The sequence below is a fragment of the Chlorogloeopsis sp. ULAP01 genome (assembly GCF_030381805.1).
GTDB lineage: Bacteria > Cyanobacteriota > Cyanobacteriia > Cyanobacteriales > Nostocaceae > Chlorogloeopsis.
The window spans coordinates 414,209-426,926 of record NZ_JAUDRH010000004.1; the positions used below are offsets into that span (position 1 = coordinate 414,209).

The following is a 12,718-nucleotide window of genomic DNA, read 5'->3' on the forward strand; positions in this document are numbered from 1 at the left end:
AGTTGCTGGTTCATCCATCCTGTTTTAGCAATTTCACTCAAATGCTTGAAAAATCGATATTTTCGTAAAGTTCTGCAATTTGGATTTGCACCTTAAAGGTACTCAAACAAAGGGTGATATTTGGGTCGTCGTATTCTGAAAATAGCCACTGATGAGGCGCTGTTTTGATATGATGCTCAACGTGTATGCGATATTGATCGATCAGCAGATATTCTTGGAAGGTGGGAATTGTACGATAGGCAACAAATTTCTCACCGCGATCGCAGTTTTGGGTGGACTTAGACAACACTTCAGCGATAAAGCAGGGATTAACCAAAGTATCTTTGCGTCCAGTTTGAAGTTCTAAGGGTTTGGGCAGAACCATCACATCGGGGTAAGTATAGAGATTTGCACCGGGAATCCAGAGTCGCTGATCCAGGATAAATACACGGTAGGGCTTTCCCCGCAAAGCTACTTTCAGGATAGCCACAAGGTTGCTGGCAATATCATTATGGTCTGGGGTTCCACCCGTCATAGGAACAATTTCTCCATCGCGGTATTCGTTGCGGATGTCGGAGGCGACTTCGAGTTCCAGGTACTCTTCAACGGTGTAGTGTTTTGTCTCAGGTTGAGCAATCATGACAGGTTTACCTCCAAGGCTTCAAGTTGCTGGTTTATCCAAGTTGTGGCTGTCGCTTCATCAGTCTCAATCGCCTGTTCTACTCCTGTTTTAGCAATTTCTAGCTATTGTCTTTGATATCATCTTGATCGGTAAGCGTCCGTTGCTCATAGTCTGTAATGATGCTCTGAATGTCATCTGCGGCAATATCGACTTGTTCAGATTTTGTGTAAATGGTTAGTAAAATGATTCCTGTTGCTGTTTTGACATAGTAAATTAAACGATAGCCACCACTTTTACCTTTTTGAGTGTCGCTATTTCGGACTCTCAACTTGAAGACTGTATAACCAATTCCAGGTACTTGATCTCCTGGTAACTCTCCCTGCTCAAGTTGTGCGATAACAGGTTGTATGTCATTCCTAATACTGCGATATTTCTTAGCAAGAGCGCGTAGATTTCGTTTAAAAGTTGGCGAGGCTTCAACTTGAATAAAAGGCTGATCAACCATCTTCAAGATCTTCCCAAAGTTGAGCCACCGGGATTGTTTGCCCAGTCATGGCTTCATACCAAGCTTGCCGGAAATCTGCTAAGACTTCTGTTTGAGATTGATCATCCAGAACTTCTTCTTCTTCAGGAATTAGCACAATGACTTCTACTCGGCTATTTTTATCAGTTAAAAGCGGATGATCTAAAGTTAGTTGTCCCTCCTCATTAATCGTTGCCATGACTTTCAGTGCTTTCATGATTACTCCCAGATGGTTTAAGTGGTAGTAGTTAGGGTGATGCCTAATGCTTCAAGTTGCTGGTTTATCCAAGTTGTTGCTGCGGCTTCATCAGTTTCTATCGCCTGTTCTACTCCTGTTTTAGCAATTTCTAGCAGTTGTTTGGATTGCTCCCGCGCTTTGCGAGATGCCCTGACCTTTTCTGTAATTTTCTGGCGAGTAGATTCTTTTGGCAACGTGATCGGAATATTTAACAAGTCTTCAGTGGAAATTGCCGGATACATACTGGCAGTTGTATGAAGATCAAGGATTTCGCAGACAATGGGCGATCGCAAATAAACCAGTAAAACTTCTGGCTCAATTTTGGTTGGTTTTAAAACAGCAAAACCAGATGAACAAATGTAATTATTTTGCTCTGTTTCAATCAGGGCTAAAAGTCTGCGAATGGGGCGAACGGTTGACGTAATTACATCGTTAGTTTTGACAATCCACTGCGCTCGACTTGGGGCTTCTTCTATTGCTACTACTTCACTATTAGCAAAGCCTTCTCCGCTTTCTTCATACCACGGAGGTGATCGCTCCGGCACATCTAACACACATTAAGTATTTATAGTGCGTTTTACTACCCACTTATTTGGGAATACTGGAGTTGTAGGTATCCCTTAGATATCCAGCGCTCCCCACCATGATGTTGAAATTATTAAGTTATTCCTTACACTCAAATGGTTTCATACCCCACGGGCATTGTTATCTCTGGAAAACAGGACTCGTTTGGCTCCACATTCTAGCTGATGCTACGATCGCTCTTGCTTATTATTCAATTCCCTTCTTACTTATCTACTTTATTTCCAAACGCAAAGATGTTCCTTTTAATGGAGTATTTCTGTTGTTTGGTGCTTTTATTATTGCCTGTGGTACTGGCCACTTAATGGAAATTTGGACGCTGTGGCATCCAAATTACTGGATTGCAGGTATTCTTAAGGCTTTTACTGCGATTATTTCAATATATACGACGTTTGCGTTAATTAATCTCATCCCACAAGCTCTAATGCTACCCAGCCCTGCTCAGTTAGAAGCTGTCAACCGATCGCTCGCTAGTGAAATTGTTCAACGTAAGCGAATTGAGCAAGAGCTACGCCAAGCAGAGGAAGTTGCGACAAACTCCAGCCAAGCCAAGAGTGAATTCCTCGCCAATATGAGTCACGAGCTACGCACACCCCTCAATGGCATTCTGGGTTATACGCAGATCCTTCAACGTACGGAACCTTTGACTAATAAAGGGCGCAAAGGGGTAGAAATCATTCAGCAGTGCGGTTCTCATCTATTGACTCTCATTAATGATGTCCTAGATCTCTCCAAAATTGAAGCTCGAAAATTGGAGCTAAATCCTGTTGATTTCTACTTTCCTGCCTTTCTAGATAGTGTGACGGAAATTTGCCGTATCCGGGCAGAACAGAAAAGCATCGCGCTTCAGATTGAATTGGAATCAGATTTGCCTGTGGGCATTCGTGCTGACGAAAAACGCTTGCGTCAAGTTCTGATCAATCTACTTGGTAATGCAATTAAATTTACCGAGCAGGGCAGTGTCACTTTCAAAGTTAAGGTCATAAGTCAACAGTCATCAATTATTGCTCAAGAAAAGCAACAAACTACAAACTACAAAATTCGCTTTGAAGTGACTGATACTGGAGTGGGCATGAGTGCCGAGCAACTCAACAAAATTTTTCAGCCCTTTGAACAGGTAGGAGATCGGAAACGACAGGCTGAAGGCACAGGCTTGGGATTAGCAATTAGCCAAAAGATTGTCTGTTTAATGGGCAGTCAAATTGAGGTGGAAAGTGAGTTTGGCAAAGGCAGCACTTTTTACTTTGAGGTGGATTTGCAGGAAGCCAAAGACTGGGCTAAGACTTCTAGAGTAATGCAACAGGGAACAGTTGTAGGCTATCGAGGGGAAAAGCGAACAATTCTAGTAGTGGACGACAAATGGGAAAACCGCTCGGTGCTTGTCAATTTGTTAGAGCCAATTGGATTTGTCGTAGTGGAAGCTAGTCAAGGTGAGGAAGCATTACAACAGGCGATCGCCCACAAGCCAGACTTAATTATCACAGACTTGATGATGCCTGTAATGGATGGATTTGAGTTAATCAATCGTCTGCATCAGTCTCCCCAATTTGAGAAAATTGTTGTGATTGCCTCTTCTGCCAGTGTGTTTGAAACTGATCAATATAAAAGTATTGATGCTGGTGCAAATGCGTTTCTACCAAAGCCTATAGAAACTGAAACGCTGCTGGAACTGCTGCGAAAATATTTGCAATTGGAATGGGTATATGAAAATAAGGTAGAGACAAAGACAAAAGCAAATTTTGCCAGTTCAAATCATCCAGCAGAGATAATTGCTCCTGCCAAGGAGATTTTACAGCAGTTACTCAATCTAGTGCAGGATGGCGATATTCAAAAAATTCAAGAAATGGCTCCGCAACTATCTGCATCCGATGACAAGCTGACTTTATTTGCCCAGCAAGTTGTGCAGCTTGCTAGCAATTTCCAAGTCAAGCGCCTGGAAACCTTCATTAAGCAATACATCAATTAATTCAAACTTCATCCCATTTTTTTGACGCTTAAACCCTCAACCAGGAGCAGATAGATTATGACAACGGACTTAGACACTGGATTTATTTTACTTGTGGATGACAACCCCACAAACTTATCCGTTCTTTCCGAAGCTCTAAGCAATGCTGGTTTTCGGTACCGAATTGCAGTTGATGGAGAAAGTGCGATCGCTCAAGCCCAACGCAATCCACCAGAGTTAATCTTACTGGATGTTCAAATGCCAGGAATTGACGGATTTGAAACTTGCCGTCGCCTCAAAGCTAATCCTGTTACCCAAAATATTCCAGTGATTTTCACTACAGCCTTGGCGGATACAGACAGCAAAACTCAAGGATTTTCCCTTGGTGCAGTCGATTATATTCCTAAACCGTTTGCACAGGAGGAAGTTCTTGCCAGAGTGCGCGTACATTTGCAACTGAAACGACTTACTGAGTCATTGGAGCGGCAAGTAAGCGATCGCACCACTGCCTTGCAAAAAGCACAGGTTCAAATGGTGCAACAAGAAAAACTATCAACACTGGGAGAGTTAATCGCCGGAGTTGCCCACGAAATCAACAACCCCATCAACTTTATAGCCAATAATATCCCGCCCTTAGAAGAATACATTGCAGCAGTAATTGAAATTCTGCAATTGTATCAACAAGAGTATCCAAATCCGACAGCTAAAATTACTACTGCTATTAAAGACTTGGAGCTAGAATTTGCTCTCGAAGATATGGCAAAAATTTTGTACTCACTCAAGCTAGGCACAGAGCAAATAGAGAATCTGTCTATATCACTGCGTACCTTCTCGCGTTCGGATCAAGATGTCAAAATACTTGCGGATTTGCACAAAGGACTTGATAGTACGTTAATGATTTTGCAACATCGTCTCAAAGCTAGCGGCGATCGCCCCTGTATCGAAGTCATCAAAAGTTATGGCACATTGCCAGAGGTAAACTGCTATCCAGGGCAGATGAATCAAGTGTTTATGAATATTTTGGCAAATGCAATTGATGCCCTTGACGACGCCATAAAACTTGACAAATTGAGCAATTGGGTTGCTCAGATTCAGATTGCAACAGAGATAGATGCTGATGGCTGGGTTATAATTCGGATTGCTGACAATGGCTTAGGTATGCCAGAATCAATCAAACAAAGATTATTTGAGCCTTTGTTTACCACAAAGCCTGTTGGTAAAGGAACCGGGCTTGGCTTATCAATCGCTCATCAGATTGTTGTGGAAAAACACAATGGGACATTGGAAGTAAACTCTCAGCCAGGGAGAGGAGCCGAGTTTACAATCAAAGTTCCAATCATGAACGTAATTGATGATTAAATTGCTTTTCGGTTCGCGACTATATTTAGTATTTTTTTTGACAACAATTTTAGTATTTTGCTGGTTGCCAACTCCTAATATTACATTATTTCCACTGATACCAATTTAAAAAATAATTAAGGGCAGGTGAATTCACCTAACTCGGATACACCAAGGCGATTTCCAATTCCAGTTTCCAAAATCCGAAATCTAAAATGGTATGAGCGATCGCTCCAAGTCTTCATCTTCTAAGTACCATGTACAAAGAAGATTTCCATTCCAGACTATGCCAGCTGCAAAACCTCTCATCTACCCATCTACCCGCAAAAGCAATCAAGTAGACAATTACCACGGCACTGCGGTGGTAGATCCTTATCGGTGGTTAGAAGATCCAGACTCAGAAGAAACTAAAGCTTGGGTGGAGGCACAAAACAAAGTTACTTTTGGCTATCTTGAAGAAATTCCTGCTAAGGAAAAAATTAAACAACGCCTTACCAAGCTGTGGGACTATGAAAAATACAGTGTTCCTTTTAAAGAAGGAGAGCGCTACTTTTACTTTAAAAATGACGGACTACAAAATCAAAGCGTACTTTACACCCTCAAATCTCTCGACGAAGAACCAACAATTCTACTCGATCCCAATACTCTTTCTGAAGATGGCACTGTCGCTCTTTCGGGATTAGCAATTAGCGAAAATGGTAAACTTTTAGCTTATGGTTTATCTACTGCTGGTTCTGACTGGCAAGAGTGGAAAGTACGCGATATCGAAACTTGCCAAGACTTAGAAGACCATCTACAGTGGATTAAATTCTCTGGTGCATCGTGGACAAATGACAATAAAGGCTTTTTCTATAGCCGCTACGATGAGCCGAATGAAAAATCTAAATTAGCAGATGTTAACTACTATCAAAAGCTTTACTATCATCGTTTGGGTACATCTCAATCTGAAGATACTTTAATTTACCATTGTCCTGACGAGAAAGAATGGGGTTTTGATGGTAGCGTTACAGAAGATGGACGCTATTTAATTATTTCCGTTTGGTTGGGAACAGATCCCAAAAATTTGGTTTTCTACAAGGATTTAACTAATCCAAATTCAGAAGTAATAGAACTGATTAACAAGTTTGAAGCAAATTATAGTTTTATTGATAATGATGGAAATGTTTTTTATTTTCGCACTGATTTAGATGCTCCACGCGGACGAATGATTGCCATTGATACTCAAAAACCTACTTTAGAAAATTGGCAAGAAATTATTCCGCAAGTAACAGAAACTTTAGAAAGCGTTGGCATTATCAATAACCAATTTGTTGCTGATTATCTTAAAGATGCTCACAGCCAAATCAAAATTTTTAATCTTAGTGGTGAATTTGTACGTGAGGTAGAATTACCTGGTATTGGCTCGGCAGGTGGCTTTGGTGGCAAGCGCTACGACACCGAAACTTTTTATAGTTTTACCAGCTTTACGACGCCAGCAACTATTTATCGCTATGACATGGTGAGCGGCAAAAGTGAAATTTTCCGTCAACCAAATGTAGATTTTAACCCTGCTGATTACGAAACAAAGCAAATTTTTTATCAAAGTAAAGATGGTACACAAGTGCCGATGTTTATCACCCATAAAAAGGGTATTAAATTAGATGGCAATAATCCCACCTATCTTTATGGTTATGGTGGTTTCAATGCTTCTCTTACTCCAAGTTTTTCTGTTAGTAATTTGGTATGGATGGAAATGGGTGGTGTTTATGCCGTTCCCAGTCTTCGTGGTGGAGGTGAGTATGGGGAAGAATGGCATCAAGCAGGGATGAAACTGAAAAAGCAGAATGTGTTTGATGATTTTATTGCTGCTGCTGAGTGGTTGATTGCCAATGACTACACTAAAACTATAAAATTGGCGGTTGGGGGTGGAAGCAATGGCGGATTATTAGTCGGTGCTTGCATGACTCAGCGCCCTGATTTATTTGCTGCGGCGTTGCCAGCAGTCGGTGTGATGGATATGTTGCGCTTCCCCAAATTTACTATTGGTTGGGCTTGGGTTTGTGAGTATGGTTCGCCGGAAAACCCGGAGGAATTTAAAGTACTTTATGCTTACTCGCCATTGCACAACCTCAAGCCTAGTACTGCTTACCCAGCGACTTTAATTACCACTGCCGATCACGACGATCGCGTTGTTCCAGCTCATAGTTTCAAGTTTGCTGCTGCTCTGCAAACCGTTCATGCTGGTGATGCGCCAGTGTTAATTAGAATTGAGACGAAGGCGGGACATGGAGCTGGCAAACCTACAACTAAGATGATTGAAGAAGTAGCAGATAAGTGGGCTTTTTTGGTGCGTACTTTGAATATGCAAGTTGATATTTAGAACATGCACGTTCTCGGCATTTGCAGTCTAATGCTAATTTTGGTATTAGACTAGCATTTTTATTTTTCGTCTTAACGCAGAGTAACGCAAAGGAAGCGCTGAGGTACGCAGAGTTTCCCCAGTTGTGAGAGTTAATGCAGGACAGGAAGATTGGCGATCGCCTACTGGGAAGTTTGAGTCAAGCAACTTTTCATTTTGACTCGATGGACATTGTCATAGTGTGAAAGGAGTTAATGCTTGATTTTGCAGAATTACGCTCTTTGTGGCTTTCTAATGCCTAATAAGACGGCAAACACCACCAAAGCGTTACGGTTCACCCCCAACCCTGACAGTATTAATTCTCATACATTAGACACAGTGAAAGCAAATCAATTTATATGAGCCGACTGGAAACATGAAGCATAACCGTCCTTTCTAAGGTTCGGAAAACCACCCTTCATGGACTGGCTACACAGGCTCAGTATATATATCAGCATAGTATTGGGTTTTGACCTTAGTAAAACCAAAGGTATTGATGCTGGACTGGCTGCTTTCTAAATCCAGTTAGTTCAAAAACCAGCCTTTATACTCTCATTCATTTGTAGTTATACGGAGCCAGCGCTGACAATGGCAAAAGTAGTTGGAATAGACTTAGGTACAACAAACTCCTGCGTAGCAGTAATGGAAGGTGGTAAGCCCACGGTTATTGCTAACGCAGAAGGTTTTAGGACAACGCCTTCTGTGGTGGCGTTTGCTAAAAATGGCGATCGCTTAGTTGGGCAAATCGCAAAGCGGCAAGCGGTGATGAACCCGGAAAACACCTTTTATTCTGTCAAACGCTTCATTGGCCGAAAATTTGATGAAATCACCCACGAAGCAACAGAAGTTTCATACAAAGTGTTGCGGGATGGCAGTGGTAATGTTAAATTAGATTGCCCCGTTGCTGGCAAACAGTTTGCTCCCGAAGAAATTTCAGCACAAGTTCTCCGCAAGCTGGTAGAAGATGCTAGCAAATATTTGGGCGAACAGGTAACTCAAGCGGTAATTACTGTTCCGGCATACTTTAATGACTCTCAGCGTCAAGCTACCAAAGACGCTGGTAAAATTGCTGGTGTTGAAGTGTTGCGGATTATCAACGAACCTACCGCAGCTTCTTTGGCATACGGGTTAGACAAAAAGAGTAACGAAACTATTCTCGTATTTGACCTTGGTGGTGGTACATTTGACGTGTCTATCCTCGAAGTAGGGGACGGCGTGTTTGAAGTACTATCTACTTCTGGTGATACTCACCTTGGTGGTGACGATTTCGATAAGAAAATCGTTGACTTTTTAGCAGAAGAATTCAGAAGACAAGAAGGTATCGATCTACGTAAAGACAGACAAGCTTTACAACGTCTGACTGAAGCCGCAGAAAAAGCTAAAATTGAACTTTCTAGCGTCACCCAAGCAGAGATTAACCTACCATTTATTACTGCTACTCAGGATGGCCCCAAGCACCTGGATACTACACTGACTCGTGCCAAATTTGAAGAACTCTGCTCTGACTTGATTGATCGCTGCCGCATTCCTGTAGAAAACTCACTTCGCGACGCTAAGTTAAGCAAAAACGATATTGATGAGGTTGTTTTAGTCGGTGGTTCTACCCGCATTCCCGCAGTACAAGAGTTAGTAAAGCGGGTCATTGGTAAAGATCCTAACCAAAGCGTCAACCCTGATGAAGTTGTAGCAGTTGGTGCTGCTATTCAAGCTGGTGTGCTTGCTGGTGATGTCACGGGTATCTTGTTGTTAGATGTAACACCACTGTCATTGGGTGTAGAAACCTTGGGTGGCGTTATGACTAAGATTATTCCTCGTAACACCACTATTCCTACCAAGAAATCGGAAGTATTCTCTACTGCCGTGGATGGGCAAACTAACGTTGAAATTCACGTTCTCCAAGGTGAACGGGAAATGGCTTCTGACAACAAGAGCCTTGGAACCTTCCGCCTTGATGGTATTCCTCCTGCACCCCGTGGCGTACCCCAAATCGAAGTTGTATTCGATATCGATGCCAACGGTATTTTGAACGTTACCGCCAAAGATAAAGGTACTGGTAAGGAACAGTCTATTAGCATTACTGGTGCTTCTACCCTCGATAAGTCCGAAGTCGAGCGGATGGTTAACGAAGCCGAGAAAAACGCTTCTAATGACAAAGATCGTCGGGAGAAAATTGATCGTAAGAACCAAGCTGACTCTTTGGCATATCAAGCCGAGAAACAGTTACAGGACTTAGGTGATAAAGTCAATGCAGCCGACAAGAGCAAAGTCGAAGGTTTGGTGAAAGATCTGCGCGAAGCCATCACCAAAGAAGACGACGAGCAAATCAAAAAGTTGATGCCAGAATTGCAACAGGCACTATTCGCGGTTGGTAGTAATATATATCAACAAGCTGGTGGTGCTGCTCCTGGTGCTGGTACTGGTGCTGCCGATGATGGTACTTCCACACCTGGTGGTAGCGGTGATGATGTAATTGACGCTGATTTTACTGAAAGCAAATAAAACAGTAGAGGTACGGCAATTGCTGTGCCTTTACTTATAAATGTTTCATCCTAAAGGTATATCTTAGGGTGGGCATTTTTTTTGAGTTTAGGTTTTAAAGTGGTTACTGGTTAGTGATAGTGGATAGTAAAGGTGGGTTTTGTTGATGATGTTTCGGTTGTAACCGATAATTTATCTTTTAAATCCGCCTTTACAGTATTTAGTAGCTAGAAAAACTACTAACTGCTAACAAATCCTTTCCGGGCGCAAGGCTTTGCGCCTTTCACAATAATCAACTACTAGTAATTCCTAATGTTTTATCCTCCAGCACCTTGGATACTACAAGGTTATGCACTCATTTCCTTACATCTATTAAATATTGACCGAGTGCGTCACCTCATCCCCTCCGAATTAGAAATAATTTCTGTATGGTCTGGTAAAACGGTAGGTGGTGTATATTTGTCCTATTATGGTTCCGAGTCTGAACTGGAGTACAGTGAGTTAATTGTTGTACCCGCATTTGTGGGTTATCGAGGTACAGTAGGTGGTTGGGTTTCCCATATTTATGTAGATAATCCTGATTCTGTGGCTGGCGGTCGAGAAATTTGGGGACTACCGAAGGAATTAGCCCAGTTTACTTGGGAAAAAGATAACAGTGTTATTGTTCGTCAAAACAATCAAATACTGTGTAATTTGAAATATGATCAGCCATTATTTGCGTGGCGACAGTGGCTAGGTGGATCTAGTTTTAGTACTAAAAATTCTGAACTTTTGACTTTTATTGCTGAACTAGAATCAAATTTAGGGTTGATTAGTTCTAAGTTAGAAGTTCCAGTAGAAAGTCCGTTTTCAAGTCTTGGTTTTGCTCAACCTTTTTTGAGCGTGCAGTGCGATCGCATGAGTTTGAGAGTGCGATCGCCCGAAGTCTTAGGACAAACAGCAGTTGCATATAGTTAGTGGAAATAAAGGTGTAGATTGTTATAGACTAGTCTACGCAGAACAATCAAATCTATGGTTAATCAGGATGTAATTGGTGTTGCAGTTGTCGGCACAGGATTTGGTCAAAAAGTCCATATTCCTGGATTCCAGGCACATCCTCGCACCCAGGTAGTTGCTGTTTATCATCGAGATTTGGATCAAGCCAAAGCGATCGCCCAATCCCACAATATTCCCCACGCCTGCAACACAATTGCAGATATTGTTTCCTTAAGCGAAGTGCAAGCAGTCAGCATTGCTACTCCACCATTTTTGCATTATGAAATGGCAAAGGAAGTTCTGCAAGCTGGGAAACACGTGTTAATAGAAAAACCAGTAACTCTTAATGCAACTGAAGCCAAAGAACTTTACTTGTTAGCAAAACAAAAAGGTGTTGTTGCTACTGTAGATTTTGAATTTCGGTTTGTGCCGGGATGGCAATTGTTTGCTGAACTGTTATCACAAGGATATGTCGGCAATAAACGTCTAATTAGAATTGATTGGTTGGGTTCTTCTCGCGCCGATGCCGTAAGAGCTTGGAACTGGTATTCTCAAAAAGAAAAAGGAGGGGGTGCATTGGGATCTTTAGGTTCCCACACCTTTGACTATATTAATTGGCTATTTGGCCCGATCCGCAGATTAAACGCCCATTTTAATACTGCTATTCCTCAGCGCAGCGATCCCAGCACAGGTGAATTCAAGCCAGTTGATACAGATGACACCTGCATGTTGATGCTGGAATTAGCTGATGGTACACCCTGCCAAGTTTCCATCAGTGCGGTAGTATATGCACCACGAACTCATTGGTTAGAGGTATATGGCGATCGCGGTACTTTAGTATTAGGCAGCGAAAATCAAAAAGATTATATACATGGCTTCCGTGTTTGGGCATCCCAACCCGGTAAACCTTTAACGGAAATAGAAATTCCCAACAGGTTGTTATTTCCCAAAAATTATGCCGATGGTCGCATTTCTGCTTTTATTAGAGTAGTAGACCAATGGGTGCAGGGAATCACAAAGTGTGAGCAAATAACACCATCACTGCAAGAAGGAGTTTATTCCCAGCTTTTGATGGATTTATCTCATGAATCGAATGAAACATCAAACTGGGTAAATGTACCAGATTTAGAAGCATTTTTGAGAAGTTAATCTTACAGTTGTTATATCATTTCACTTTTTGAGTGATTCATATTCAACCCCTCCCAACCTCCCCTTAGTAAGGGGAGGTGCCGTAGGCGGTGGGGTACATCCATATCAGCCTTTTCGTGAAATAGTATTAGAGCACAATATCATTCCAATCCCCTCCCTGCGAATTCGGAGAGGGCAGGGTGAGGTTTAAAAAACCGCTGTAATTATAGCTGTAGGAAGAAATTTTCTTATTCTCTTACACCCACCCCTAATTAGATTCACCCGATCAGGTGAGTCAACTGGATGAAGAAAGACTTATATCTTTTATCTTAATCTAGATAATAATATGTGCTGAGTCACTAACATAAGACTATGAGCGAGCAAGCAAATGCAGATATCAAACTGGCATATCAAAAGGCAGCAGAAGCCACTTTTGTGATCGCCCAAGCTATAAGTCAAATCAAAGACAAACAGGTGAGAGACGAAATTATCGCCAAGTTGGTAAATGATTGCGATCGCTAAAGAAATTTCTG

The 12,718-nt window shown here is 41.9% G+C and carries 11 protein-coding genes; 7 read left to right on the top strand and 4 right to left on the bottom strand.

Features of this window, described 5'->3' with window-relative positions:
- Positions 1-37: 37 nt before the first annotated feature.
- From QUB80_RS10370 to QUB80_RS10385, 4 genes are all read right to left on the bottom strand, one after another.
- Entirely contained in the window at positions 38-619 is a 582-nt protein-coding gene (locus QUB80_RS10370) for a Uma2 family endonuclease (protein WP_289789412.1), read from the bottom strand.
- Between the two features lie 100 nt (positions 620-719).
- Positions 720-1,106: a type II toxin-antitoxin system RelE family toxin gene (locus tag QUB80_RS10375; RefSeq protein ID WP_289789413.1), complete on the bottom strand. Its 387-nt coding sequence runs from the start codon at positions 1,104-1,106 to the stop codon at positions 720-722.
- A complete protein-coding gene (locus tag QUB80_RS10380; RefSeq protein ID WP_276747404.1) occupies positions 1,099-1,341 on the bottom strand; it encodes a type II toxin-antitoxin system RelN family antitoxin in 243 nt (80 codons plus the stop codon). The genes QUB80_RS10375 and QUB80_RS10380 overlap by 8 nt, the downstream gene beginning before the upstream one ends.
- Before the next feature lie 17 nt (positions 1,342-1,358).
- The gene (locus QUB80_RS10385) at positions 1,359-1,916 is read right to left on the bottom strand and encodes a restriction endonuclease subunit S (protein WP_289789414.1); all 558 of its coding nucleotides are present in this window, start codon (positions 1,914-1,916) and stop codon (positions 1,359-1,361) included.
- Between the two features lie 92 nt (positions 1,917-2,008).
- Here QUB80_RS10385 and QUB80_RS10390 point away from each other — a divergent pair, with 92 nt between their 5' ends.
- From QUB80_RS10390 to QUB80_RS10420, 7 genes are all read left to right on the top strand, one after another.
- Positions 2,009-3,910 carry an ATP-binding protein gene (locus QUB80_RS10390; protein ID WP_289789490.1) on the top strand — a complete coding sequence of 634 codons (1,902 nt, stop codon included), beginning with the start codon at positions 2,009-2,011 and terminating at the stop codon, positions 3,908-3,910.
- Positions 3,911-3,967: 57 nt separating this feature from the next.
- Complete coding sequence (locus tag QUB80_RS10395; protein WP_289789415.1) at positions 3,968-5,248, top strand: sensor histidine kinase; 1,281 nt, start codon at positions 3,968-3,970, stop codon at positions 5,246-5,248.
- A gap of 265 nt (positions 5,249-5,513) precedes the next feature.
- Positions 5,514-7,586: a prolyl oligopeptidase family serine peptidase gene (locus QUB80_RS10400; protein ID WP_289789416.1), complete on the top strand. Its 2,073-nt coding sequence runs from the start codon at positions 5,514-5,516 to the stop codon at positions 7,584-7,586.
- A 606-nt stretch (positions 7,587-8,192) separates the two neighbouring features.
- Positions 8,193-10,103 carry a molecular chaperone DnaK gene (gene dnaK / locus QUB80_RS10405; protein WP_289789417.1) on the top strand — a complete coding sequence of 637 codons (1,911 nt, stop codon included), beginning with the start codon at positions 8,193-8,195 and terminating at the stop codon, positions 10,101-10,103.
- A 291-nt stretch (positions 10,104-10,394) separates the two neighbouring features.
- Entirely contained in the window at positions 10,395-11,039 is a 645-nt protein-coding gene (locus QUB80_RS10410) for an acetoacetate decarboxylase family protein (protein ID WP_289789418.1), read from the top strand.
- Positions 11,040-11,093: 54 nt separating this feature from the next.
- Complete coding sequence (locus QUB80_RS10415; RefSeq protein ID WP_289789419.1) at positions 11,094-12,206, top strand: Gfo/Idh/MocA family protein; 1,113 nt, start codon at positions 11,094-11,096, stop codon at positions 12,204-12,206.
- 351 nt (positions 12,207-12,557) lie between these two features.
- The gene (locus QUB80_RS10420; protein ID WP_289789420.1) at positions 12,558-12,707 is read left to right on the top strand and encodes a hypothetical protein; all 150 of its coding nucleotides are present in this window, start codon (positions 12,558-12,560) and stop codon (positions 12,705-12,707) included.
- Positions 12,708-12,718 lie beyond the last annotated feature (11 nt).